Here is a 23,006-nt window from a genome sequence, read left to right as displayed (position 1 = left end):
CAGTCTTCTAATATATGTTAATTTATCGACTTCATCACATCTACCAAAACCTGCACGCTTTCTATCGGCATCGCGTTGTATAGACTCGCGCGGTAACCGCCAAGACTTCTGTGACCATTCAGTCCGCTGATTCCGGCTGCTTTCCATGCTGCATCAAATTCTTCTTTTTTGCTTTCGTCATTAAGTTTAAAAGAAACATTCATGAGCGAACGGTCTTCTTTCACGCAGAAACTGTCAAAATTGGGATTGCGGTCTATTTCATTATAAAGAAGTTCTGCTTTAGCAATATTTCTTGCTTCCGCAGCGGCAATTCCGCCATTTTTTTCCAAATACTGAAGTGTAAGAAGTGTTGCATAAACCGGGAAAACCGGAGGCGTATTATACATTGATTCTTTTTCGATATGCTGAGAATAATCGAGCATTGAGAACATATTTTCTCTTCCTGTTTTGCCTAGAATTTCTTTTTTAATCACTACCAGAGTCACTCCGGCAGGTCCCATATTTTTCTGTGCACCAGCATATATCAGATCAAATTTAGAAAAATCAAGCTGACGTGAGAATATATCAGAACTCATATCGCAAACCATCAAAGTATCCACTTCAGGAAATTCTTTCATCTGCGTTCCGAAAATCGTATTGTTTGATGTGCAGTGGAAATAATCATATTCAGATCCAACCGTAAAATCTTTCGGAATGTAACTGTAATTTTTATCTTTTGAAGATCCGACAACATCTACGTTACCAACTTTTTTGGCTTCTTTTATAGCGCCAGCAGCCCATGTACCGGTATCTGTGTAAGCTGCTTTTCCGTTCACTTTTAGTAAATTATACGGAACCATTGCAAACTGCAGACTCGCGCCACCGCCCAAGTACAGAACTTCATAGTCATCACCAAGATTCATCAGTCTTTTTACGATTGCACGCGCTTCATCCATTACCGCAACAAAATCTTTGCTTCGGTGGGAAATCTCCAGAAGAGAAAGCCCGATGCCGTTAAAATCCAATATTGCTGCCGCGGATTTTTCGTACACTTCGTTCGGTAAAATGCAAGGTCCAGCGCTGAAATTATGTTTTTTGATCATAGTAAATTTTTTATAAGGCTGATTTGTATAGTTTTAGAAATAAATAATTGGTGTATAATTTACAGTTAAAATAAAAATCCGCCTCAAAAAATTGAGACGGAATATTTTTTATTCGCCATGCAGAAAAGCTTTTTTATCAAGAAGAGCCTCTTCAGACTCCACATGATCTTCATCAGGAATACAGCAGTCTACAGGGCAAACCGCAGCACACTGTGGTTCTTCGTGAAAGCCTTTGCATTCGGTACATTTATCGGTCACAATGAAATAAACATCATCATTCACAGGTTCCTGAGGCGAATCTGCATCTACAGTAAGCCCGGAACTGAGCGTTACCATACCTTTCAGTTCAGTTCCCTCAGAAGCTTTCCAGTCTACTGCGCCTTCATAGATCGCATTATTGGGACATTCCGGCTCGCAGGCTCCACAATTAATGCACTCATCAGTTATTTTAATAGCCATTGCTAATTTTGTTTAAATTTGCACAAAAATACGAAATATATCTTATTTCAACAGTACTTATGAGCATGGAAAAGCAAGTTTTCGGACTTACACAAGTAGGTGAATTTTTACGTAATTTTCTGGCAAAAGATTCGGAGTCGTACAGCGAAGATGATGCCGATTTAGTTGAAGTTTTAAAAAAATCAGAAATTGAAAATCCGTGGTTTACGCAGGAAAGTCAGCGGAAAGCATTACATAACTGGGCAGAACTTTTTACAGAAGAAAAACTTAATAACTGGCTTAAAAATTACCGCACATCGAAAATTCAGAAAAAAGTCGGACTTATTCTCGCAGGGAATATTCCGTTGGTAGGTTTGCATGATGTGATTTCTGTGATTTTAAGCAATCATATTCCGTTGATCAAGCTTTCGTCGAAAGACCGCTTAATGCTTCCTTTTCTTTTAAACAAATGGCGAAAATTATCTGAAGCAGAAATTCCTTTTGAATTTATCGAAAGACTGGATAATTTTGATGCGGTTATCGCGACCGGAAGCAATAATACCGCGCGTTACTTGGAATTTTATTTTAAAGATTATCTGCATATCATCCGCAAGAACCGAACTTCTGCAGCTGTTTTATCCGGAAACGAAACACAGGAAGATCTCGAACTTTTAGCTGACGATATTTTCACTTATTTCGGTTTGGGATGTAGAAACGTTACCCGACTTTTTATTCCTGAAAATATGGATCTTGTCAGAATTTTCGAAAGCTTTACAAAATATCAGGACATTGTAAATCATCATAAATACGCGAATAATTACGATTACAACCGTGCTGTTTATCTTTTAAATCAAGACCTATTTTGGGACAATAATTTTGTGATGCTGAAGGAAGACCAACAGCTTTTCAGTCCGCTTTCGGTTATTAATTTCAGCAGATATTCTTCTTTAGACGAAGTGAAATCTTTCTTGCAGGAAAACGAAAAAGACATTCAGTGTGTGGTGGCAAATCCAGATTTGGGAATAGATTCTATTCCTTTGGGAAGTGCGCAAAACCCGTCGCTCGACACATACGCAGATAATGTTGATACGATGAGATTTTTAGAAGTCATATAGAAGTTTTCAGTACATTTACGTTATAATATCCACAAAATGAGACCTATTATTTTATTGTTTTTAATTCTTTTCACACAGTTTTCTTTTGCTCAAAAGAAGAAGACTTCTGTAAAGAAATCGGAAAAAATAGAGAAGACAACCGAGGAAAAGCTTCAGCTAAGTGCCGAGCAGATTAAATTATATAATCCAAACTTTGAGAAATTCATCGAAGCATTAAAAATTTCTGACCGACCTTCAATGGAATCTTTGTTAGGCAGTAAGGCAAAGCAAATGGTTACCGAGCAAGTTTTTACTAAACTTTCAAAAGACATCAATCTGAGCCGAAAACTAACCATTTATAAAACCGGTTACAAATCCACAATCGGAGGTAAAAACTATCCAATGATTCAGTATAAATATAGTGATGACAAAGCCAAAGAGCCTAAAGAAATCATCACCGCAGTTTTTGAAGAAGACGGAAAAATTTTAGGTATAAAACCGTACAGACAAAGTTCAATTTAAAAAATTAATATAATTATGTTTACAAACAATCTCGTGATGCAATCTACGGATGTAGAAAAAGCAGAATTTTACAGGAAAACCTACACGCATGTTGCTTTAGCTATTTTGGCATTTATGGCTCTGGAAACCATTTTGCTCAAAACAGTTCCCGCCGAACTTATTTTTATGATGATCGGGCAGCGCTACAGCTGGCTTTTGGTACTGGGAGTTTTTTGGCTAGCCTCTTTTCTTGCCGAAAAATGGTCGCTATCTCAAAGCAAATCGGTGCAGTACGGCGGTTTGGCTTTTTATGTTGTTTTGCAGGCTGTGATTTTTTTGCCAATGATGTATCTGGCGATGGCGTATACAGATGGTGGACAGGTGATTTTTCAGGCAGCAACGCTTACTGTAGCAATGTTTGCAGGAATATCAGCAGTGGCTTTTACTTCAAAAAAAGATTTTTCATTCCTTCAAAACATCATTACAATCGGTGGTTTTATCGCGATTGGTTTGATTGCAGCTGGAATGATTTTCGGTTTCGATCTCGGACTTTGGTTTTCGGTAGGAATGGTTATTTTGGCTTCAGCAACGATTCTTTATCAAACCAGCAAACTTAAAGAGCAGTATTCAACTTCTCAATACGTAGGCGCGGCATTGCAGCTTTTTGCTTCTATTATGCTGCTTTTCTGGTATATTTTAAGAATTTTAATGAGCCGAAGAGGATAGAGAATCTATCATGTGTAAATAAAAAAACCTGGCAGTTTCCTGTCAGGTTTTCTTTTTTATTCAAATCAAAATTTTATCGGTCGATTGATCCCAAAACTTTCTGCGCAAAAGAGTTTAAAGCATCTTTTTCTGTCATTCCGTTTTGAACATTTGAGTGAACTTCGAGAGCGCCACAAATATTGGTAATCAGTTCGCCGGCAACATTCAGATCTTCATCGCTCGTTCCGCGAAACTCAGAAAAGCTTTCTAAAACCTCAAGTGTTTTTTCTAAATTTTCCGGAGTCTGGTTTTGATAAAACTGTCTTATTATCGGTAGTTTCATTTTATTTCATTAAATAAATTATACAAACTTTCTGCCTGATTCGACTGTACCTGATTTACCAATTCTCCATTTCTAAAGACAGCAAACGTCGGCAAATTATCAACTTTCGCAAGCTTTCTGCTTTCCGGCAGTTTCTCTGCATCTACGTAAAGAAAAGGAATTGCGTCATTTTCAGCAGCCAGTTTTTTAAATTTTGGTTTCATGATGCGGCAGTTTCCACACCACGTTGCGCCGTACTGTACGACCACTTTATCGTTTTCGCTGACAATATTCTGCAGCGTATCTTCTGTTAACTCAGTATACATAATTGTGATTTTAAAAATATGTCGAACATGTTGCCCGAAAATAAAAAATGAGATAATTCTTAAATAATCTTTTAAATCATTTTCAAATTATCTCATTCAAAATAAGATATTCTCTTAGTTTTTAGCTAAATATTCAGCGGTAGAGGTGCGGTCTGCTTTCATAGCATCTTTTCCTTCTTCCCAGTTTGCTGGGCAAACTTCACCGTGTTTCTGTACGTGCGTGTACGCATCAATAAGTCTGATATATTCTTTCACGTTTCTTCCCAAAGGCATATCGTTCACTGACTCATGGAAGATTTTTCCGGTTTCGTCGATAAGATAAGTAGCTCTGTAAGTAACGTTTGAGCCTGTATAAGTCTCGTTTCCTTCTTCATCGTAATCAAAATCCTGATCTACGATTCCCAAAAGATTGGCAAGCTGTCTGTGCGTATCGGCAAGCAAAGGATAGGTAACTCCTTCAATTCCGCCATTGTCTTTAGACACATTTAACCATGCAAAATGCACTTCGTTTGTATCGCAAGAAGCACCGATAATTTTTGTATTTCTCTTTTCAAACTCAGCAGCAGCCTCCTGAAAAGCGTGTAATTCTGTAGGGCAAACAAAAGTAAAGTCTTTAGGATACCAGAAAAGCAAAACTTTCTGTTGATTTTTCGTAGTTTCTTCAAAAATGTTGATTCTAAGATCATCACCCATTTCAGACATTGCATCAATCGTTACGTTTGGGAATTTTTTTCCTACTAATGACATAAATTTTGTTTTTGTTTAATTAATATTTCTTGCACAAAGGTAAAAATATTAATCTATCGCAAAGGTCATTTACAATTCATAAAATCTATTGAAGTTTTAGGCAATTTCTTAATCAAATTTTACTTCAATAAGAAGATTTTTAATTCTTGTCATCGCATCAATCAAATCTTTTTCTGAAGCCGCGTAGGAAAATCTGATGCATTCATTACTTCCGAAAGAGACACCTCCGACGCAACCTACAAATGCGTGTTCAAGTATAAACATAGCAAAATCATCGCTGTCGTTTATATGAACTCCATTTAAAGTTTTACCAATGTAGAAAGAAACGTCTGGGAAGAAATAAAATGCAGATTTTGGAAGTAAAACTTTAAACCCGGGAATTTTCTGCATCATTTCGTAGACTATATTCCGGCGCTTTTCAAACGCATCAATCATGTAGCGGTATTCCGAAGGATCAGTTTTTAAAGCGGTAATCGACGCACGCTGAGCCACGGTATTTGCTCCGCTTGTCATTTGTCCCTGAATTTTTTCACACGCTTTTGCCAGCCATTCGGGGCAGGCAGAATATCCGATTCGCCAACCAGTCATCGCAAACGCTTTAGACATTCCGTTTATCACGGCAGTCTGTTCATAAATCTCAGGGAACTGTGCTATAGAAGTTGTTTTTGTTTCGTAGTTGATGTATTCATAAATTTCATCTGAAATCACGGTAATCTGCGGATATTTCGCAATCACTTTTGCCAAAGATTTCAGTTCGTCAAACGTATAATATCCACCGGAAGGATTGCATGGTGAACTGAACAATATTGCTTTAGTTTTTTCGGTAATCGCAGTTTCAAGCTGTTCGGCAGTGATTTTATAATCAGTAACATACGAGGTTGGCAGCATAACAGCAGTGCCGTCCATCATTTTTACCATTTCTTCGTAGCTCACCCAGAAAGGCGCAGGAAGAAGAACTTCGTCACCATCATTTATAATCGACGCCAGAACATTTAAGATCGCCTGTTTTGCGCCATTAGAAACGCAGATTTGGGAAGGTTTGTAGGTTAACGAATTATCTCTTTTCAGTTTTTCGCAGATCGCTTCACGAAGTTCCAAAAATCCCGGAACGGGCGAGTAGTGACTGTAGTTCTCGTTGATGGCGTCAAAAGCAGCCTGTTTTATATGATCCGGCACATCAAAATCGGGCTCACCCAAGGTAAGACTTATTACATCTATTCCGCTGGCTTTCATTTCCCTCGCCTTATTCGACATCACGAAAGTTTGAGAATATCCCAGTCTGTTTACTCGGTCTGATAATTTGTTCATGCAGTATTTGTATTAAAACAAATATATAATAAAACTTTAATCTCTACCGGTAAAACCGAAAAAATGCACATAACTTATCATATTTCACGTTGCAAATCTGCATTGTACATCTCTCTGAAATAAATCTTATTTTTGTGTCTTCAAAATCATATATGTCGGCACAACTTATTTTAAAATACTTTCCGGATCTTACCGAGCAGCAGATTTCCCAATTTGAAAAACTTGAAGCGCTCTACAACGAGTGGAATGAAAAAATCAACGTCATCTCGCGCAAGGATATGGAATCGCTTTACGAAAAACACATTCTTCATTCGCTCGGCATTGCCAAAGTGATGCAGTTTGCACCGGGAACCAAAATTCTGGATGTCGGCACTGGCGGAGGTTTCCCCGGAATTCCGCTCGCAATTTTATTCCCTGAAGCGCATTTTACTTTGATCGATTCTATTGGAAAGAAAATTACCGTCGTGAACACAGTTTCTGAAGGTTTAGATTTAAAAAATGTAAAAGCCATTCACGGACGAGCCGAAAAAGTGAAAGAAAAATTTCATTTTGTGGTTAGCCGTGCAGTTACGCAAATGCCGGAATTCCTTCGCTGGCTGAAAGGAAAATTTGAAAAAGAACAGCTAAACTCCAGGCACAATGGCGTTCTTTACCTTAAAGGCGGCGATCTCGCAGAAGAACTCGCCGGACTTCGCTGTGAAATTTTCAATCTGAAAAATTATTTTGACGAAGAATTTTATGACACCAAAAAAGTTGTTTATGTCTCGAAAGGTAATTTTAATTCTTAACGAACTTTAAGACATTTGCTTCCAAATTTTTATCGTAAATTTTCGTTTAATTAATGACGGTAAAAAAACGTCACAGAAATTTTATGAGAGGATTATTCATTTTATTTTTCTTCGCTGCTAATTTATTGTCGGCACAAAAAATCGTGTGGAGCGCCGATAAAAAACTGGTCTGGAACAATTTTAAAAGCAACAAAAATAGTTTGGGAGGAGCCGATGTTGTTGCGTACACGCATTGCGGCTGGGAATATTCCAGCATCACGTCCAGCGATCCAAAAAAGCCTGTGAAGATAGAAATTACTACTATTTTCAACGAAGATAAGTCTTGGAAAGATGTAAAAAGAATCAACGATTATGTGTTGGTTCATGAGCAAAAACATTTTGACATTGCCGAACTTCACGCAAGAAAACTTCGTAAAGAATTAGCTGAGAAGATAACCTACACGTCAGATTACAAAAAATATTTCAAGTCGATATACGCGAGAATTTCCAACGATTACAGGAAGTTTCAGCAACGGTACGACAAAGAAACCGATCACGGACAAAATAAAGAAAAGCAGGCAGAATATAATATTATGATCGCTGACGCACTTGCCGAACTTAATAATTACCAGAAAATTTGAAATTTTTAAATAAAATCGTAGATGAACTGCTCGCTGAAAACAGCGATCTTTCGGCCTTCAACATTGTTCTTCCCGGCAAACGGCCGATTGTTTTTATCCGCAAAATTCTTGCTGAGAAAAAATATTCAGGCTTTCTTCCAAATTTTTTCACAATTGAGGAACTCATTAACGAAATTTCTGAACAGCAGCAGATCTGTGGCGTTGCGCTCTGGCTTTTTTCGTTTAATGTATATAAAAGATCCGGAGTTTTGCCGAATGATGATTTTGCGGAATTCCTGAAATGGTTCCCAACGCTGCAGAAAGACTGGGACGATATGCTGAAATTTTCTGAAAATGACGGCGATGTTCTCCGCTACATGTATGACGAAGAACGCATTAAAGAGTGGGCTCAGGATCTTGGTGATGATGAAAATACACCGCGAAAAAAGTTTCTCAATTTCTGGCGGAATATGAATGTGTATCTGCCGATTTTGAAAAAAGAACTTTTGGCAAAAAATTGGGCAACGCCGGGAATGATTCATGAATGTGCGAAAATTAAAACTGAAAAATTTGCCAAAGAAACGGATAAGAAATTCGTGTTTTGTGGCTTTAATGCTTTTACGCCGACAGAAGAAAAACTCGTGAGAAACCTTTTGCAATGGGATAAAGCAAAATGTTTTTTTCAGGCAGATAAATATTATTTTGATGATGAAAGGCAGGAAGCCGGACGGTTTTTGCGCGATCACAGCCTTTGGAAAGAATTTAATGATTCGCGTGCGTTTTGCTGGATCGAAGACGATTTTCGGCAGCTAAAAAATATAAAAGTGTATGAAGTTTCCGGGAATGTAACGCAGACGAAACTTTTGCCAGATATTTTTGAGAAAATTCAGGACCGGAAACTGAGCAATACCGCCGTTGTTCTGCTTGATGAAAATCTTCTTCCGGCAAGTCTGGATGTGATGCACAATTTTGAAAAACTAAACATCACAATGGGGTTTCCTCTCAAAAATCTCTCTTTTTCGAATGCGGTAAAACAGCTTTTTTATCTTCAGAGACAATTAGAGAAAAACAATTCCTCCTATTACTACCGCGACATTTATCCGATTTTTGATGAACTGCCACGCGCGGAAAACGATGAAGATATCATCAATATTTTTAAATCTAAAATTGAAGAGCGAAATATTGTTTACATTTCACCGTCTCTGATCAGAGAGCTTCTAAGCAAACTGTCGTATTTTAAGCTCCTGCTGAAATCCGAATCCGGATTGGCTTTTCTGGATCTGTTAAATGAATATTGTCAGCAGATAAAATGGCTTCCGCTGGATGATATTCAGTACGAAAACGTTTCGCATTTTGAAAAAACGTTCCGCATCATAAAAAACCAGATGTCGCCGTATGGTTTTGATGTGAAAATGGAAACGCTCGAAATACTCATCAACCAACACATCAATTCTGAAAATATAGATTTTGAAGGTGAGCCTCTGGAAGGCCTTCAAGTGATGGGACTTCTGGAAACCAGACTTCTAAACTTTGAAAATGTGATTCTGCTTTCTGTAAACGAAGGAAAATTACCGCTGGGAAATTCGCACAATACCTACATTCCGTTTGATATTCGGAAACATTTTGATCTGCACACTTTTCTGGAAAATGATGGTATTTATGCATATCATATTTACCGTTTGATTCAGGATTCGCAGAACGTTCATCTGCTTTACAATGCCTTGAGCTCTGGTGTAAATACAGGAGAAAAAAGTAGGTTTATCACACAGATTGAGATGGAAAGCGATCACGAAATTGAGCATATTATTGTCGAAAATACTTCAGAACCTATTTTCAGTGAACCTGTAATTTTCAAAAAAACACCCATTGTTCTGGAACAGTTAGAGCTTTGGAAAAATAAAGTTTCAGCTTCACATCTTACGAGTTATCTGTATAATCCGGTTGATTTTTATCTGTCAAAAATTTTAAAAACGGCTGAAGCAGACGAAATTGAGGAAGAATTATCTGTTAGAAATTACGGAAATCTTGTGCATTACACACTTCAAGAAATCTATGAAGAGCTTAAAGGTAAAATCTTAAAACAAAACGATTTACAGAATTCACTTAATAAACTGGATGAATATATTTCAAAAGGAATTGTGAAGCTGAAACATCATCCGGAATTTTACACCAAGGGAATGAATTTTATTCATAAAGCTATTGCGGAAAAAGTTGTTTTGTCCATTTTAAATCATGATTTAAATCTAATCAAAGAAGGTCATGCACTTGAAATTATCGATATCGAGCGGAAATTTGAAAACGTTGAATTTAAGTTAAATGAAAATGATCAGATTAATTTCTACGGTTATATTGACCGGATTGACCGGATTGACGGAAAGATCAGAATTATTGATTATAAAACCGCAAAAGTGAAGAATATTTCAGTAAAAATTGATAAAGATAATGCTGAAGATTATTTTAGAAACAGTGATCGAAAGCAAGCTTTGCAGCTTTGCATTTATCAGTATGTTGTAGAAAATTTACCAGAATTTTGGGGTTTGCCGGTTGAAACCGGAATCTGGAGTTTCGCTGATGCAAAAAATGGAGTAGTGCCTCTGGAATTTGCGCAGGGAAATCTGGATGATGCAATGATTGGCGTAAAAAGTTTAATTGAAGAAATTTTAAATCCGGAAATCGATTTTACAGAAAATGTAAAGAGTTTTCAGTTTTAAATAAAAATCCGGCTGCAAAATGAGCCGGATTTTTTTATGATTTAAAAAGCATTGAAGCCTGTAATATCCATTCCTGTAATCAAAAGGTGAACGTCGTGTGTGCCTTCGTAGGTGATTACCGATTCGAGATTAGCAGCGTGGCGCATCATCGGAAATTCTCCCATAATTCCCATTCCTCCCAAAACCTGACGTGATTCTCTGGCAATATCAATCGCCATTTTTACATTATTTCTTTTCGCCATTGAGATCTGGGCGGGCGAAGCTTTGTGATCATTTTTAAGATGACCGAGCTGCAGACAAAGAAGTTGTGCCTTGGTAATCTCAGTTAAAAATTCAGCCAGTTTTTTCTGCTGAAGCTGAAATGCCCCAACAGGTTTTCCGAACTGTTTTCTTTCTTTAGAGTACTGAACAGCAGTGCAGTAACAGTCAATTGCCGCACCGATTACGCCCCACGAAATACCATAACGGGCAGAATTTAAACAAGACAATGGACCTTTAAGTCCAGTAACATTTGGTAATAGATTTTCTTTAGGAACTTTTACATTATTGAAAACCAATTCTCCGGTTTTGGAAGCTCTCAAACTCCATTTGTTATGCGTTTCAGGTGTTGTGAAGCCTTCCATTCCGCGTTCTACAATTAATCCCTGTACTTTCCCTTCTTCATTTTTTGCCCAGATTACGGCAATATCGCATAGCGGTGCATTCGTAATCCACATTTTAGCGCCATTAAGCAAGTAGTGATCGCCCATGTCTTTAAACTGAGATTCCATAGAACCAGGATCTGAACCATGATTCGGCTCTGTAAGACCAAATGAACCGATCATTTCGCCAGAAGCCAGTTTTGGTAAATATTTCTTTTTCTGCTCTTCAGAACCGAATTCATTGATTGGAAACATTACCAATGACGACTGTACAGATGCCGCTGAACGAACCGCCGAATCTCCACGCTCTAGTTCCTGCATGATAATTCCGTAGGAGATCTGATCTAAACCGGAACCGCCATATTCTTCCGGAATGTACGGTCCGAGAGCGCCAATTGCTCCCAATTCTTTCATCAGGTTTGGCAAATCGCGGTGTTCCTGTGCTGCCTGATCGATCTGAGGCATCACAAAACTTTCTACCCAGTCTCTGATCGACTGGCGGATGAGCTTGTGTTCTTCAGTAAGTAACGCATCAATTCCAAAATAATCCGGGATGCTGGTAAGCGGATAATATGACATGTAAAATATTTTCCTAAAAATAAGACTTTTCATTCTTTTTGGCGAAAAATCTTGCGGAAAAATTTAATCTTTCTTGAAACGGTAGAGGTAAGGCGCCTTGTTGGCAGAGCCGCTGTAGAATTTCTCTAGACGCTCGAGTGAATTGCTGTTTAAGATTTTTCTCTGAAAATTATTTCTTCTGAATTCTTCGCCTAAAATGGTTTCGTAAACCTGCTGAAGTTCTTTCATCGTAAATTTCTCTGGAAGTAAATTGCTGGCAGCGATCTGCGTGTCGATATTTTTCTGGAGATAGAGATAACCTTCTTCTACAATTCTAGCGTGATCAAAAATCATTTGAGGAAGATTTTTCACTTCAAACCATTCACAAATTTCGGTATTGGAATTTGGAAATGAATCGGCTTTGGAAAAATCGATAAGACTGCAATATCCAACGGTAATAAACCGGTCTAAAATCCAGAGGTTCTCATCAAATTCGATATTTCTGTTTTTTAAAACCGACTGATGCACAAAATCGTCGGTGCGGTTTACTCTTCCGAAAGTATGAAACTGTTCAAGGAATACTCCGGTCAGATGCGTTCTTTCAAATAAAACTCGGTCTGCAGCGACGCGCAAATCTTCATTTTGATAAATATATCCGCCAGGAAGCGCCCAGCGGTCGAAGTCGGGATGACGCAACAGAAGAACTTTCAGGATATTATTATGAAAACCAAAAATCGTACAGTCAACTGATAGATGTGGGATGTAATTTTTTTCGTCAACGAGATGCTGCAGCTTTTTCCGGCTTTCTGTTTCTTCCATTTTCATAGCAACAAAAATAAAATTATTTTTAACAATGATCTTCGATGTGGTGTGAATAATAAGTAAAATTTAAATGCATTTCTACTGATTTGCAAATTCTTGGGTTGAAGCTCTATTTTATTGCGCTTAAAACAGTTTCGGCGGCACCGAAGGTGCCGCCGAAACATAAAATATTATTTAAGCTAGTAAATTATTCAATATCATATTTCTGAATAACTTTCTGCGATACTCCTGTATTGCTGAATCCACCGTCGTGGAAAAGATTTTGCATCGTCACTTTCTTCGTTAGATCAGAGAACATAGTGACACAGTAATCTGCACATTCCAAAGCTGTAGCGTTACCAAGCGGAGACATATCTTCTGCATAACCTAAAAATCCGCCAAAACCTTTCACACCGCTTCCAGCAGTAGTAACCGTTGGAGATTGAGAAACAGTATTTACACGCACTTTTCTTTCGCCCCAGTAATATCCGAAAGTTCTTGCGATACTTTCGAGATACGCCTTGTTATCCGACATATCATTATAATCAGGAAATGTTCTTTGAGCAGCGATATAAGTCAGCGCCAAAATGCTTCCCCATTCGTTCATACAGTCTTTTTCCCAAGCCGTACGCATTACTTTGTGGAAAGAAACTGCAGAAATATCCCAGCCTTTTTCCAACCAGTCATAGTTCATTTCTGTGTAATGTTTGCCTTTTCTTACATTGACAGACATCCCGATTGAATGAAGTATAAAGTCGATTTTACCAAATTTTTCGATCGCAGCATCAAAAAGTTTATTCAGATCTTCTGTAGAAGTTGCATCTGCACCGATTACTTCTGAACCTGTTTTTTCGGCCAAACCATTCAGTTCGCCCATTCTCAAAGCGATTGGAGCGTTAGACAAAATAAACTCAGCACCTTCTTCGTGGCATCTTTCTGCAACTTTCCAGGCGATAGACTGCTCATTCAAAGCACCGAAAATAATCCCTTTTTTACCTTTTAGTAAACCGTATGACATATCTTTTTAATGTTAATTGATGCACAAATGTAGCAATAAAAATAGTTTTTATACGCAAAAAAACGAAGCTTTATACAAAGCTCCGCTTTTTTGAATAATATTTAAAAAGAATGAATTTTAGTTTGTTTTCTTTCTCCATTCAGCTTTTACATCTTCAGATGCATCTTTGGTTTTTTCCCATGCATCACTTGCTCCATCCTTAATGTCTTCCCAAGTGTCTGAAATGTTTTCTTTCACTCGCTCAAACCAACCTTCCTGAGTAGCTTCAGGATCGTTCTCTCTTTTTTCGCTGATGTAATCTTTCGCACGGTCAGCTAAATCTTCAGCTTTCCACTTTACATCACTTGCAGTATTTTTTACAGAATTTTCTGCGTTATTAACTGCTTTTTCTGCGTTGTTGTAATCTTGATTGTCCATAATATTTTGATGTTTTTAAGTTTCTGTTTTATTATAAACAAGAAGTGTTCCTAAAATATTTCCGGTATGAAATATTTAACTTTTTAAGCTAATTTTAAGAAATAACACGATCCAAAACCCATTCGATCAGTTTTTTTTCTGATATATGATGATCTTTGCTGAATTCTCCTCGACGTCTATTGGCAACTACATTACAGACCGTGATTGCATGATGACCAAGAAGTTTTGCGAAGGCATAGATGGCAGAAGTTTCCATTTCGAAATTACTGATACCAAGATTATTTAATGTTTCCAGAAAATTTTCATCGGTCGCATTTAAGCGTAACTGTCTTCCTTGTGGCGCGTAAAACCCAGGAAAAGTCGCCGTATTTCCGTGATATTTCGCATCCTTATATAATGAAGCAAGTTCTGTTGAAGACTCAGAAAAATAGAGCATCGGTTTTATTTTATCATAAGGAAATTTCTCATAAAACGCTTCCGAAAATTCATTTTTAAAATCATAATCGGCATAAAAGTTCATCAGACCGTCAAGACCCACAACATTTTCTGTCACCAGCATCTGATCGACTTCGATGTCAGGATTTACACTTCCGCACGTTCCCATGCGGAATAATTTTAAGGCTTTTTTCTCACTTCTGATTTCCTTCTTTTCTAAATCGATATTTACGAGCGCATCAAGCTCATTCATCACGATGTCGATGTTCTCTGTTCCGATCCCTGTTGACATTACAGAAATTCTTTCTCCGCGCAAAGTTCCGGTGTGTGTGTAAAATTCGCGTTTGTTTTTTCGGATTTCTACAGTATCAAAATACTCCGAAACTTTAGGAACACGATCCGGATCGCCAACCAGAATTATTTTTTCGGCAATATCTCCTGCATGAAGATTTAGATGATAAATGCTTCCGTCTTCATTTAGTATAAGCTCAGAAGCGGCAAGTTTTTGCTGCATAATTGTATTTAAATTTTATCCTCCGACTCTTTTTGTCTTATAGCCAAGATCTTTTAAAATTGCCATTATTTTGTCGCGGTTGTCACCCTGTATGATGATGGTTCCGTCTTTTTCAGACCCTCCGATGCCAAGTGTTGATTTTATTTTTTTTGAAATATCTTTCAGTCCCTCTTCGGTGCCTTCCCAGCCTTCGATGATGGTAACCGGTTTTCCTGCGCGGCCCTTTTTCTCAAATTTGCAGACCAAAGGTTCTTTTTGTTTAAAAGCTTCTTCAGGCATTTCAAAATCCTGCTCATCATGCTCCGGGAAAAGATTTTTCAGCTGATCGCGTAAATCCATATCATTTATTTAAGGTTAAAAGTAATGCCTTTTTTTCAAATCACAAACCGACTTGTTTTAAATAATTTTAATTACAAAAAATATTCTTTAACGAAATTTTAAGTTTCAAAATCATAAAAAATTACGCTGAAATCGGTATTTTTGGGCAACAAAACGATTATTATGTCTAAAAAAGCTATACTCGCCATCTTAGACGGCTGGGGTTTGGGGAAAAATGCGGCAGTTTCTGCACTCGATCAGGCAAACACGCCTTTTATAGACAGCTGTCTGAAGAATTTCCCACATACAACACTCGAAGCAAGCGGTCTCGCAGTTGGTTTACCGGCCGGTCAGATGGGAAATTCTGAAGTCGGGCACATGAATCTCGGAGCCGGAAGAGTGGTTTATCAAAATTTGGTAAAGCTCAACATGGCGGTAGAAAATGGGAGTCTTGGTAAAGAGCAGGTAATTCAGGAAGCATTTGCATATGCTTTAAAAGAGAATAAAAATGTGCATTTCATCGGTCTGGTTTCTGACGGAGGCGTGCATTCGCATATCAATCATTTGAAAGGATTGCTTTCGGCAGCAAAAGATTTTGGTTTTAATGAAAATGTTTACGTTCACGCTTTCACAGACGGTCGTGACTGCGATCCGCACTCTGGGATTGATTTTATAAAAGAGCTTGAAGATCATATGAAAATTTCAACCGGAAAATTAGCGACAATTACCGGAAGATATTACGCGATGGACCGTGACAGACGCTGGGAACGTGTAAAACTTGCATACGATGCGATGGTTGCCGGAACTGGCGAAGGAAGTTATGATGCAGTCGAATCTATTCAAAAATCTTACGACGAAGGCATTACGGATGAATTTATCAGGCCGATTATTATGATGCAGAAAACGCAGATTGGCAACGAGGTTCCTGAAGCAAATATTGTGGATGATGATGTGGTGATTTGCTTTAATTTCCGCACAGACCGTGGCCGTGAAATTACGGAAGTGCTTTCGCAGCACGATATGCTGGAGTTTGGAATGAAAAAACTGAGACTTCATTACGTGACGCTTACCAATTACGATAAAACTTTTGAAAATGTTCAGGTCGTTTTTGATGAAGAAGTGTTGAAGGAAACGATGGGCGAAATTTTAGAGCAAAACGGAAAATCGCAGATCAGAATCGCAGAGACAGAAAAATATCCTCACGTGACGTTCTTTTTCTCCGGTGGCCGGGAAGAACCTTTCAATGGCGAACGAAGATTGCTTTGTCCGAGCCCGAAAGATGTGCCGACTTACGATCTGAAACCACAGATGTCTGCTTTTGATATTACCAATTCCATTCTTCCGGAAATCGAGAACGAAACGGCTGATTTTATCTGTTTGAATTTTGCCAATACAGATATGGTAGGTCATACAGGCGTTTTCGAAGCGGCAGTTCAGGCAGCCGAAGTGGTGGATCAGTGCATTCAGAAAGTAGCGACTGCCGCGTATGAGCATGGTTATGCCGTTTTCATTCTTGCAGATCACGGAAATTCTGATGTAATGGTCAATCCGGACGGTTCACCAAACACACAGCACTCGACAAATCTGGTTCCGTTAATTGTTATGGATAAAGAACAATCCTGGAAATTGAAACCCGGAAAACTCGGAGATATTGCACCAACTATTTTGCATGTGATGGGAATTCATATTCCGGCGGTGATGACCGGCGATATTTTGGTAAGCTAATTCTGATTTAATTTAAATGTTTAAATAATAATTCTGACAGAAGTCATCTGTATTATGGCATGCATAATGCAGTATTTCTAATATAATTATTAATATCTTTGCAAGGATAAACGTATTTTAAAATGTATAACACGCTGGTAAGAAAAGAAGTAATGGGAATTTTGGAGAAGGAAGTAGGGTCTTTTCTGGGAAAATTTTTGACGCCCATCGAAAAAATTTGGCAGCCTTCAGATTACCTTCCGGATCCTTCTAGCGATCAATTCAAATATGATCTTGAAGAGATTCAGACTTTTGCAAGAGAAATGCCTTATGATTTGTTTGTAACCTTAATTGGTGACTGTATTACGGAAGAGGCGCTTCCGTCTTATGAATCCTGGCTTTTGAGCGTAGATGGTATCGATCAGGAAAAACAAACCGTTGGCTGGGCAGATTGGATCAGATCGTGGACCGGCGAAGAAAACAGACACGGCGATCTATTAAATAAATATCTTTATCTCTGCGGTCGTGTTAATATGCGTCAGGTGGAGATTACAACACAATATCTGATCAGTGACGGTTTTGATATCGGAACGAGTATGGATCCGTACAGAAACTTTATTTATACGAGTTTTCAGGAAACTGCAACCAATATTTCTCATAGAAGAGTAGGAACATTAGCAAAACAGTCTGGAAACGGAAAACTTGCTAAGATGTGCGGTGTCATCGCAGCTGACGAAGCAAGACACGCAAAAGCTTACAAACATTTTGTAGCTAAAATTCTGGAACTCGATCCTTCAGAAATGATTCTTGCTTTTGAAGATATGATGCGTAAGAAAATCGTAATGCCGGCGCACATGATGAGACAGTCAGGGCAAAAAGCCGGCGAATTGTGGGGTCATTTTTCGGATGCTGCACAGCGTTGCATGGTTTACACCGGTCAGGATTATATAAATATTATGAAGGAATTGCTTGATGAATGGAAGATCGAGCACATCACAGGTCTTACCGAAAAAGCTGAAAAAGCTCAGGAATATTTAATGAAATTACCATCAAGACTTCAGAAAATTACAGACCGGGTTTCTACTCCAGATCTGCAGTTTGAATTCAGCTGGGTAAAAAAATAAATTATCTTTTAACAGTTAATTATAACGTAAGAGTGTCGGTATCCATCGGCACTTTTTTATTTATTTGCTATCTTTGCCAATCTAAATCACAAAAGATGATGAATAATAAAAAAATTGCGGTCGATTTTGACGGAACCATTGTAGATGATGCGTACCCAGGAATCGGTAAAGCAAAGATTTTTGCATTTGAAACTCTGAAAAAGCTTCAGTCGCAGGGTTTTCGTCTGATTCTATGGACTTACCGACATGGTCAGACTTTGGATGAAGCCGTAGAATTTTGCCGTAAAAACGGGATCGAATTTTACGCGATCAATTCAAGTTTTGAAGGTGAAGTTTTTGATCAGAACGTGCAGTCGCGTAAGCTTGATGCCGACTGGTTTATTGATGACCGTAATTTAGGCGGATTTCCTGGTTGGGGTGAGATTTATAATATCATCAATGAAAGAATCGAATTCCGTGTGGAAGGAAATGAAGTTTTGCCTTATTCAAAACTTAAAAAAGAAAAGAAAAAAGGACTATTCTGGTAAAATATAATTTGAAATTGATGTATAAAATAAAGTTGTTTACAAAATCAGCTGTAATTTTAAATTCAATAGTTCAAATCTCAAATTTATTAAATGATTCAGTTAAAAAATATAGACGAGCTTCGTCTGATGCGCGAAAGTGCACAGTTGGTTTCCAGAACTTTAGGAATGATCGCGAAAGAAATCAAACCTGGAATCACAACTTTATATCTCGATAAACTTGCGCATGATTATATTAAAGATCACGGCGCAGAGCCTGCGTTTTTAGGATATGGCGGATTTCCGCATTCGCTTTGTATTTCACCAAATGAACAGGTCGTTCACGGTTTTCCAAATAAAGATGAAATAAAAGAAGGTGATGTGCTTTCTGTAGATTGCGGAGCGGTTTTGAATGGTTTTGTTGGCGATCATGCCTACACTTTCGAAATCGGAGAAGTAAAACCTGAGACGAAAAAACTTCTTAAAGTTGCCAAAGAATCTTTGTACAAAGGAATCGAGCAGTGTGTTCGCGGAAAGAGAATCGGAGATATTTCGCATGCAATTCAGTCGCACTGTGAAAAAGAAGGTTATGGCGTGGTTAGAGATTTAGTCGGTCACGGTGTCGGCAGAAAAATGCATGAAGATCCGCAAGTACCAAATTATGGCAAAAAAGGAAGTGGAAAAGTGATCAAAGACGGTCTTACCATCGCGATTGAGCCGATGATAAATATGGGATCGGAGAAGGTTCGTTTTCATAATGACGGATGGACCGTGACAACTCTGGATAATCAGCCTTCGGCACATTTCGAGCATGATGTGGCAGTTATCAACGGAAAACCGGTTCTGCTGTCGACTTTCAAATATGTTTACGAAGCGCTTGGCATTACGAGCGACGAAGAAGCGCCATTTCAAATGGATTTTTAATGAAAAAAATTACCGGATTTCTGCTGAATAAAATTCCAAGACCTTTGCTTATCAAAGCAAGTGTTTTGGCTCGTCCGTTAATTTATCAGTTTTTTAAAGGTGATCAATTCTTTGATCCTATTGACGGCAAATCGTACAGAAAATTTTTACCGTACGGCTACGGAAAACAACGTGAGAACGCTTTGTCTCCCGGAACTTTGAGCCTTGAAAGGCACCGTCAAATGTGGCTTTATCTTCAGAACGAAACCGAATTTTTCATTAAAAATACCAAAGTCCTTCATATTGCTCCCGAGCAGGAATTTCTCCGGAAATTTAAAAAAATGCAGAATCTTGATTATATTTCTGCTGATCTGTATTCTCCTATTGTTGATGTGAAAGCCGATATTCTCGATTTGCCTTTTGCTTCACAAAGTTTTGATGTGATATTTTGCAATCACGTTTTAGAACATATAGAAGACGATTCAAAAGCGATGAGTGAGCTGTACCGTGTTTTGAAACCTGGCGGATGGGGAATTTTGCAGGTTCCGATGAAGAATTCTTTGATGAAAACGTACGAAGATTTCACCATAAAAAATCCGGCAGAAAGACAGAAACATTTTGGGCAGTATGATCATGTTCGTTGGTACGGAATTGACTATTTTGACCGACTTCGCGATGCAGGTTTTGAAGTTGAAATTAATTATTATTCGCAGACATTTTCCGACGAAGAAATTAAAAAATACGGTCTGAACCGCAATGAGATTCTTCCCATTGTGTACAAAAAATAAACGTCTTCTTTTCGGAAGACGTTTTTCTTTGATTAAATAAATTTATCAATTTTTTGAAAATTTTGTTGCTGTGTAGTTTTCAATATTTAAAATGTATTGTCCCGTTGGCAAACTGCTGACATCTATTTTAAAATTCTTGTCAGAACTTACCGTCTGTAAAACAATTTTCCCTGAAATATCAAAAATCTTTACCGGAACATTTTTCTCAGCAATATTTATATTAAGCACATCGTTTACAGGATTGGGATAAATTTCGAATGATTTTTTATTCAAGTCCAAATCACTTGTTCCAAGATTTGCTGTATTATTATAATATATTTTATTGCCAGAAGGATCGGTAATCGCAAGCGTTTTCAAAGTTCCTGTCGTAGTAAGCACATAACTGTAAACCGATGCATAGGCACCGTTTATATAAAAATCACAGTTTTTCTGATCATAGTTTCTTACGGCAGTAGCATTTCCACCATTGTAAAATAAAAGGGTACAGCTTTGCGCGGTTTTAATCATGTTTGTCGTTCCCGGCATGATTCCGAATGCGAATGAAGCCTGATTGTAATATCTTGAAGTAAAAACATAACTGGAACCCGCAGACGTAAATGTTGACGCAGGAACGCTCATATCCATAACCGGCGTATTGGTTGTAACGCCGGCACTTGTTACCATTTTAGAAATGTACCAGTTGTTTGAAAGTAAATCGCTGATCTGCGCATTTAAGAGACCACCGATAAAAAGAAGAAGTAAAGCTTTTTTCATTAAAACTAAATTTAGCCGCGAAGATATTTAAAATTATTTAATGCGAAACTGCTTTCAAACCAATCACGGAGCCTATGAGCGTGCAGATAAAAAAGATGCGCCAGAAAGTTGCCGGATCTTTAAAGAAGAAGATTCCGACAAGTGCGGTTCCGACTGCCCCAATACCTGTCCAGACCGCGTAAGCTGTACCAATCGGTAGAGTCTGAGTGGCTTTGATTAATAAAAGCATACTTACAGTAAGGCAAACTAAAAATCCTGCAAACCAAATGTACATTGCGGTTCCGGTTGTTTCTTTTACTTTCCCGAGGCAGCTTGCGAAAGCCACTTCAAAAAATCCTGCAATAATCAGAATAATCCAGTTCATAAAAAATCAATTAAGGTTTAAGCGTAAATATAAGATTATTAAAACCGCTGAAAGATGCTCGGGCGAGTTTTTTGGCAAATTCGGGAGTGTACGGTTTTGTTTCCTTAACTTTGCTGCTCAATATTTATTAGATAAGTTTTAAAACATTTATATGCACAAAGCAGGATTTGTAAACATCGTAGGAAAGCCCAATGCGGGGAAATCTACGCTGCTCAATCAGTTGATGGGCGAGAAGCTGGCCATCGTTACCCAAAAAGCACAGACGACAAGACACAGAATATTCGGGATTTATAATGAAGAAGATCTTCAGATTGTATTTTCTGATACGCCCGGCGTGCTGGATCCGAAATATGGTTTGCAGGAAAAAATGATGGATTTTGTGAAAGATTCTCTGCAGGATGCCGATGTTTTTCTTTTTATTGTGGATGTGACCGATAAAGCTGCACCTTCAGAATTTCTGATCGACAAGCTGAATAAAATCCCGGTGCCTGTTTTGTTGCTTCTTAATAAGATCGATCAAACTAATCAGGAAGGACTGGAAAAGATTGCGACAGATTGGCACGAGCGCATTCCGAAGGCGGAGATTCTGCCGATCTCTGCATTAAATGCTTTCAACATTGATGTTATTTTACCGAAATTAAAATCAATGCTGCCCGAAAGTCCTGCTTATTACGACAAAGATATGTACACCGACAAGCCGGAACGTTTCTTTGTAAATGAAGCCATCCGTGAGAAAATTTTGCTTAATTATGAGAAAGAAATTCCGTATTCTGTAGAAGTAGTGACGGAAATGTTTAAAGAAAAAGAAGGCATCATTTTCATCGATTCTATTATTTATGTAGAGCGCGACACGCAGAAAGGCATCATCATCGGGCATAAAGGTGAAGCGATAAAAAAGGTCGGAACTGAAGCAAGAATAGATCTGGAGAAGTTTTTCTCGAAGAAAATTCACCTCAATCTTTTCGTGAAAGTGAAGAAAGACTGGCGTAAAAATGACCGGGATCTGAAGAATTTTGGCTACAGATAAACATACTTTTTATGATTTTAATCAAGATTTCACAAATAAGTGCTATCTTAGTTAAAACTTAATGAAATGAATAACTTGAATGGATCAAACCGCAACCTGAAGGTAGATATTGTGGTGTTTGTGGTGAGACTGTTTGTGGGATTTGCAATGCTCACGCACGGTTTTCCTAAACTTCAGCAACTCATTTCCGGAAAAACTGCCGACTTTTACGATTTTCTCGGAATGGGAACGACAGTTTCCCTTGCTTTAACAGTCTTAGCCGAGTTTGTCTGTTCGATCTTTATTATCTTAGGTTTATTCACAAGAATTGCATCAGGCATTTTATTATTCACGATGGGTATTGCCGCTTTTGTCGTTCATGGCGCAGATCCGTTTAGTGACCGCGAGATGAGTCTGCTGTACGCTGCGATATATATGGTGCTGATCACGGTTGGTGCCGGAAAGATTTCCGTTGATTATATGATAGAAAAAAGAAGACGCGCAAGCGACTGGTAATTATATTTTAAGGTTAAACATT

27 protein-coding genes are annotated in these 23,006 nt (G+C 38.1%); 13 read left to right on the top strand and 14 right to left on the bottom strand.

Annotated elements, in window-relative coordinates:
- Window positions 1-17: 17 nt before the first annotated feature.
- Entirely contained in the window at window positions 18-1,082 is a 1,065-nt protein-coding gene (gene serC / locus ASG01_RS02450; RefSeq protein WP_055859403.1) for a 3-phosphoserine/phosphohydroxythreonine transaminase, read from the bottom strand.
- A 108-nt stretch (window positions 1,083-1,190) separates the two neighbouring features.
- Window positions 1,191-1,541, bottom strand: a complete 351-nt coding sequence (locus tag ASG01_RS02445; protein WP_055859400.1) for a 4Fe-4S dicluster domain-containing protein — start codon at window positions 1,539-1,541, stop codon at window positions 1,191-1,193.
- A gap of 59 nt (window positions 1,542-1,600) precedes the next feature.
- Between ASG01_RS02445 and ASG01_RS02440 the strand changes: the two genes are divergently transcribed.
- Genes ASG01_RS02440 through ASG01_RS02430 form a run of 3 tightly spaced genes read left to right on the top strand, consistent with a single transcriptional unit; the run spans window position 1,601 to window position 3,841 of the window.
- The gene (locus ASG01_RS02440; protein WP_055862077.1) at window positions 1,601-2,635 is read left to right on the top strand and encodes an acyl-CoA reductase; all 1,035 of its coding nucleotides are present in this window, start codon (window positions 1,601-1,603) and stop codon (window positions 2,633-2,635) included.
- A 36-nt stretch (window positions 2,636-2,671) separates the two neighbouring features.
- On the top strand, window positions 2,672-3,136 hold the full coding sequence (locus ASG01_RS02435) for a hypothetical protein (RefSeq protein WP_055859397.1): 465 nt from the start codon (window positions 2,672-2,674) through the stop codon (window positions 3,134-3,136).
- 15 nt (window positions 3,137-3,151) lie between these two features.
- Window positions 3,152-3,841 (top strand): Bax inhibitor-1 family protein, encoded by a 690-nt coding sequence (locus tag ASG01_RS02430; RefSeq protein ID WP_185097214.1) that lies wholly within the window; start codon window positions 3,152-3,154, stop codon window positions 3,839-3,841.
- A 73-nt stretch (window positions 3,842-3,914) separates the two neighbouring features.
- Here ASG01_RS02430 and ASG01_RS02425 read toward each other — a convergent pair whose 3' ends face one another.
- The 4 genes from ASG01_RS02425 to ASG01_RS02410 all read right to left on the bottom strand — a co-directional run bounded on the left by ASG01_RS02425 (window position 3,915) and on the right by ASG01_RS02410 (window position 6,523).
- Window positions 3,915-4,163: a DUF6952 family protein gene (locus ASG01_RS02425; RefSeq protein ID WP_055859391.1), complete on the bottom strand. Its 249-nt coding sequence runs from the start codon at window positions 4,161-4,163 to the stop codon at window positions 3,915-3,917.
- A complete protein-coding gene (locus ASG01_RS02420; RefSeq protein ID WP_055859388.1) occupies window positions 4,160-4,468 on the bottom strand; it encodes a thioredoxin family protein in 309 nt (102 codons plus the stop codon). The genes ASG01_RS02425 and ASG01_RS02420 overlap by 4 nt, the downstream gene beginning before the upstream one ends.
- A 114-nt stretch (window positions 4,469-4,582) precedes the next feature.
- Complete coding sequence (locus ASG01_RS02415; protein ID WP_055859385.1) at window positions 4,583-5,215, bottom strand: peroxiredoxin; 633 nt, start codon at window positions 5,213-5,215, stop codon at window positions 4,583-4,585.
- 108 nt (window positions 5,216-5,323) lie between these two features.
- Window positions 5,324-6,523: a pyridoxal phosphate-dependent aminotransferase gene (locus ASG01_RS02410; RefSeq protein ID WP_055859382.1), complete on the bottom strand. Its 1,200-nt coding sequence runs from the start codon at window positions 6,521-6,523 to the stop codon at window positions 5,324-5,326.
- A 152-nt stretch (window positions 6,524-6,675) separates the two neighbouring features.
- Between ASG01_RS02410 and rsmG the strand changes: the two genes are divergently transcribed.
- The 3 genes from rsmG to ASG01_RS02395 all read left to right on the top strand — a co-directional run bounded on the left by rsmG (window position 6,676) and on the right by ASG01_RS02395 (window position 10,621).
- Complete coding sequence (rsmG, locus tag ASG01_RS02405; protein WP_055859379.1) at window positions 6,676-7,311, top strand: 16S rRNA (guanine(527)-N(7))-methyltransferase RsmG; 636 nt, start codon at window positions 6,676-6,678, stop codon at window positions 7,309-7,311.
- A gap of 83 nt (window positions 7,312-7,394) precedes the next feature.
- Complete coding sequence (locus ASG01_RS02400; protein WP_055862074.1) at window positions 7,395-7,931, top strand: DUF922 domain-containing protein; 537 nt, start codon at window positions 7,395-7,397, stop codon at window positions 7,929-7,931.
- Window positions 7,928-10,621 carry a PD-(D/E)XK nuclease family protein gene (locus ASG01_RS02395; protein ID WP_055859376.1) on the top strand — a complete coding sequence of 898 codons (2,694 nt, stop codon included), beginning with the start codon at window positions 7,928-7,930 and terminating at the stop codon, window positions 10,619-10,621. Before ASG01_RS02400 ends, ASG01_RS02395 begins: the two co-directional genes overlap by 4 nt.
- Before the next feature lie 41 nt (window positions 10,622-10,662).
- Here ASG01_RS02395 and ASG01_RS02390 read toward each other — a convergent pair whose 3' ends face one another.
- The 6 genes from ASG01_RS02390 to ASG01_RS02365 form a co-directional block, all read right to left on the bottom strand.
- On the bottom strand, window positions 10,663-11,841 hold the full coding sequence (locus ASG01_RS02390; protein WP_055859373.1) for an acyl-CoA dehydrogenase family protein: 1,179 nt from the start codon (window positions 11,839-11,841) through the stop codon (window positions 10,663-10,665).
- A gap of 63 nt (window positions 11,842-11,904) precedes the next feature.
- The gene (locus ASG01_RS02385; protein ID WP_055859368.1) at window positions 11,905-12,645 is read right to left on the bottom strand and encodes an NUDIX hydrolase; all 741 of its coding nucleotides are present in this window, start codon (window positions 12,643-12,645) and stop codon (window positions 11,905-11,907) included.
- A gap of 184 nt (window positions 12,646-12,829) precedes the next feature.
- Window positions 12,830-13,639, bottom strand: a complete 810-nt coding sequence (locus ASG01_RS02380; RefSeq protein WP_055859366.1) for an enoyl-ACP reductase — start codon at window positions 13,637-13,639, stop codon at window positions 12,830-12,832.
- A 117-nt stretch (window positions 13,640-13,756) separates the two neighbouring features.
- A complete protein-coding gene (locus ASG01_RS02375; RefSeq protein WP_055859362.1) occupies window positions 13,757-14,056 on the bottom strand; it encodes a hypothetical protein in 300 nt (99 codons plus the stop codon).
- Between the two features lie 94 nt (window positions 14,057-14,150).
- A complete protein-coding gene (locus ASG01_RS02370) occupies window positions 14,151-15,005 on the bottom strand; it encodes a nucleoside phosphorylase (RefSeq protein ID WP_055859359.1) in 855 nt (284 codons plus the stop codon).
- A 15-nt stretch (window positions 15,006-15,020) separates the two neighbouring features.
- On the bottom strand, window positions 15,021-15,344 hold the full coding sequence (locus ASG01_RS02365; protein WP_055859356.1) for a translation initiation factor: 324 nt from the start codon (window positions 15,342-15,344) through the stop codon (window positions 15,021-15,023).
- 162 nt (window positions 15,345-15,506) lie between these two features.
- Here ASG01_RS02365 and gpmI point away from each other — a divergent pair, with 162 nt between their 5' ends.
- The 5 genes from gpmI (at window position 15,507) to ASG01_RS02340 (ending at window position 20,345) form a co-directional block, all read left to right on the top strand.
- Window positions 15,507-17,048: a 2,3-bisphosphoglycerate-independent phosphoglycerate mutase gene (gene gpmI / locus ASG01_RS02360; RefSeq protein WP_055859353.1), complete on the top strand. Its 1,542-nt coding sequence runs from the start codon at window positions 15,507-15,509 to the stop codon at window positions 17,046-17,048.
- Between the two features lie 122 nt (window positions 17,049-17,170).
- Window positions 17,171-18,151 carry an acyl-ACP desaturase gene (locus ASG01_RS02355; RefSeq protein ID WP_055859350.1) on the top strand — a complete coding sequence of 327 codons (981 nt, stop codon included), beginning with the start codon at window positions 17,171-17,173 and terminating at the stop codon, window positions 18,149-18,151.
- Window positions 18,152-18,246: 95 nt separating this feature from the next.
- Window positions 18,247-18,678, top strand: a complete 432-nt coding sequence (locus tag ASG01_RS02350; RefSeq protein ID WP_055859347.1) for a BT0820 family HAD-type phosphatase — start codon at window positions 18,247-18,249, stop codon at window positions 18,676-18,678.
- Between the two features lie 90 nt (window positions 18,679-18,768).
- Entirely contained in the window at window positions 18,769-19,578 is an 810-nt protein-coding gene (gene map / locus ASG01_RS02345; RefSeq protein WP_055859343.1) for a type I methionyl aminopeptidase, read from the top strand.
- Window positions 19,578-20,345, top strand: coding sequence for a class I SAM-dependent methyltransferase (locus ASG01_RS02340; protein ID WP_055859341.1), 768 nt, complete (start codon window positions 19,578-19,580; stop codon window positions 20,343-20,345). The genes map and ASG01_RS02340 overlap by 1 nt, the downstream gene beginning before the upstream one ends.
- Before the next feature lie 45 nt (window positions 20,346-20,390).
- Here the strand turns inward: ASG01_RS02340 and ASG01_RS02335 are convergent, their stop codons facing one another.
- Together ASG01_RS02335 and ASG01_RS02330 are read right to left on the bottom strand one after the other, a co-directional pair.
- Window positions 20,391-21,098: a T9SS type A sorting domain-containing protein gene (locus ASG01_RS02335; RefSeq protein WP_055859338.1), complete on the bottom strand. Its 708-nt coding sequence runs from the start codon at window positions 21,096-21,098 to the stop codon at window positions 20,391-20,393.
- A 37-nt stretch (window positions 21,099-21,135) separates the two neighbouring features.
- Window positions 21,136-21,462 carry a DMT family transporter gene (locus ASG01_RS02330; RefSeq protein WP_055859335.1) on the bottom strand — a complete coding sequence of 109 codons (327 nt, stop codon included), beginning with the start codon at window positions 21,460-21,462 and terminating at the stop codon, window positions 21,136-21,138.
- A gap of 151 nt (window positions 21,463-21,613) precedes the next feature.
- Here ASG01_RS02330 and era point away from each other — a divergent pair, with 151 nt between their 5' ends.
- Both era and ASG01_RS02320 read left to right on the top strand, forming a co-directional pair.
- Window positions 21,614-22,489 (top strand): GTPase Era, encoded by an 876-nt coding sequence (era, locus tag ASG01_RS02325; protein WP_055859332.1) that lies wholly within the window; start codon window positions 21,614-21,616, stop codon window positions 22,487-22,489.
- A 66-nt stretch (window positions 22,490-22,555) separates the two neighbouring features.
- On the top strand, window positions 22,556-22,984 hold the full coding sequence (locus ASG01_RS02320; protein WP_055859329.1) for a DoxX family protein: 429 nt from the start codon (window positions 22,556-22,558) through the stop codon (window positions 22,982-22,984).
- Window positions 22,985-23,006 lie beyond the last annotated feature (22 nt).

The organism is Chryseobacterium sp. Leaf180, assembly GCF_001424585.1.
In the GTDB taxonomy this organism is placed as follows: Bacteria; Bacteroidota; Bacteroidia; order Flavobacteriales; family Weeksellaceae; genus Chryseobacterium.
Note: the sequence above shows the minus strand (reverse complement) of the source record. Positions and strands in the feature narration are given on the sequence as shown.

Coding starts and splice junctions, on each gene's coding strand:
- serC (WP_055859403.1), bottom strand. CDS start 1,082: ATGATCAAAAAACATAATTTCAGCGCTGGACCTTGCATTTTACCGAAC.
- ASG01_RS02445 (WP_055859400.1), bottom strand. CDS start 1,541: ATGGCTATTAAAATAACTGATGAGTGCATTAATTGTGGAGCCTGCGAG.
- ASG01_RS02440 (WP_055862077.1), top strand. CDS start 1,601: ATGAGCATGGAAAAGCAAGTTTTCGGACTTACACAAGTAGGTGAATTT.
- ASG01_RS02435 (WP_055859397.1), top strand. CDS start 2,672: ATGAGACCTATTATTTTATTGTTTTTAATTCTTTTCACACAGTTTTCT.
- ASG01_RS02430 (WP_185097214.1), top strand. CDS start 3,152: ATGTTTACAAACAATCTCGTGATGCAATCTACGGATGTAGAAAAAGCA.
- ASG01_RS02425 (WP_055859391.1), bottom strand. CDS start 4,163: ATGAAACTACCGATAATAAGACAGTTTTATCAAAACCAGACTCCGGAA.
- ASG01_RS02420 (WP_055859388.1), bottom strand. CDS start 4,468: ATGTATACTGAGTTAACAGAAGATACGCTGCAGAATATTGTCAGCGAA.
- ASG01_RS02415 (WP_055859385.1), bottom strand. CDS start 5,215: ATGTCATTAGTAGGAAAAAAATTCCCAAACGTAACGATTGATGCAATG.
- ASG01_RS02410 (WP_055859382.1), bottom strand. CDS start 6,523: ATGAACAAATTATCAGACCGAGTAAACAGACTGGGATATTCTCAAACT.
- rsmG (WP_055859379.1), top strand. CDS start 6,676: ATGTCGGCACAACTTATTTTAAAATACTTTCCGGATCTTACCGAGCAG.
- ASG01_RS02400 (WP_055862074.1), top strand. CDS start 7,395: ATGAGAGGATTATTCATTTTATTTTTCTTCGCTGCTAATTTATTGTCG.
- ASG01_RS02390 (WP_055859373.1), bottom strand. CDS start 11,841: ATGTCATATTATCCGCTTACCAGCATCCCGGATTATTTTGGAATTGAT.
- ASG01_RS02385 (WP_055859368.1), bottom strand. CDS start 12,645: ATGAAAATGGAAGAAACAGAAAGCCGGAAAAAGCTGCAGCATCTCGTT.
- ASG01_RS02380 (WP_055859366.1), bottom strand. CDS start 13,639: ATGTCATACGGTTTACTAAAAGGTAAAAAAGGGATTATTTTCGGTGCT.
- ASG01_RS02375 (WP_055859362.1), bottom strand. CDS start 14,056: ATGGACAATCAAGATTACAACAACGCAGAAAAAGCAGTTAATAACGCA.
- ASG01_RS02370 (WP_055859359.1), bottom strand. CDS start 15,005: ATGCAGCAAAAACTTGCCGCTTCTGAGCTTATACTAAATGAAGACGGA.
- ASG01_RS02365 (WP_055859356.1), bottom strand. CDS start 15,344: ATGGATTTACGCGATCAGCTGAAAAATCTTTTCCCGGAGCATGATGAG.
- gpmI (WP_055859353.1), top strand. CDS start 15,507: ATGTCTAAAAAAGCTATACTCGCCATCTTAGACGGCTGGGGTTTGGGG.
- ASG01_RS02355 (WP_055859350.1), top strand. CDS start 17,171: ATGTATAACACGCTGGTAAGAAAAGAAGTAATGGGAATTTTGGAGAAG.
- ASG01_RS02350 (WP_055859347.1), top strand. CDS start 18,247: ATGATGAATAATAAAAAAATTGCGGTCGATTTTGACGGAACCATTGTA.
- map (WP_055859343.1), top strand. CDS start 18,769: ATGATTCAGTTAAAAAATATAGACGAGCTTCGTCTGATGCGCGAAAGT.
- ASG01_RS02340 (WP_055859341.1), top strand. CDS start 19,578: ATGAAAAAAATTACCGGATTTCTGCTGAATAAAATTCCAAGACCTTTG.
- ASG01_RS02335 (WP_055859338.1), bottom strand. CDS start 21,098: ATGAAAAAAGCTTTACTTCTTCTTTTTATCGGTGGTCTCTTAAATGCG.
- ASG01_RS02330 (WP_055859335.1), bottom strand. CDS start 21,462: ATGAACTGGATTATTCTGATTATTGCAGGATTTTTTGAAGTGGCTTTC.
- era (WP_055859332.1), top strand. CDS start 21,614: ATGCACAAAGCAGGATTTGTAAACATCGTAGGAAAGCCCAATGCGGGG.
- ASG01_RS02320 (WP_055859329.1), top strand. CDS start 22,556: ATGAATAACTTGAATGGATCAAACCGCAACCTGAAGGTAGATATTGTG.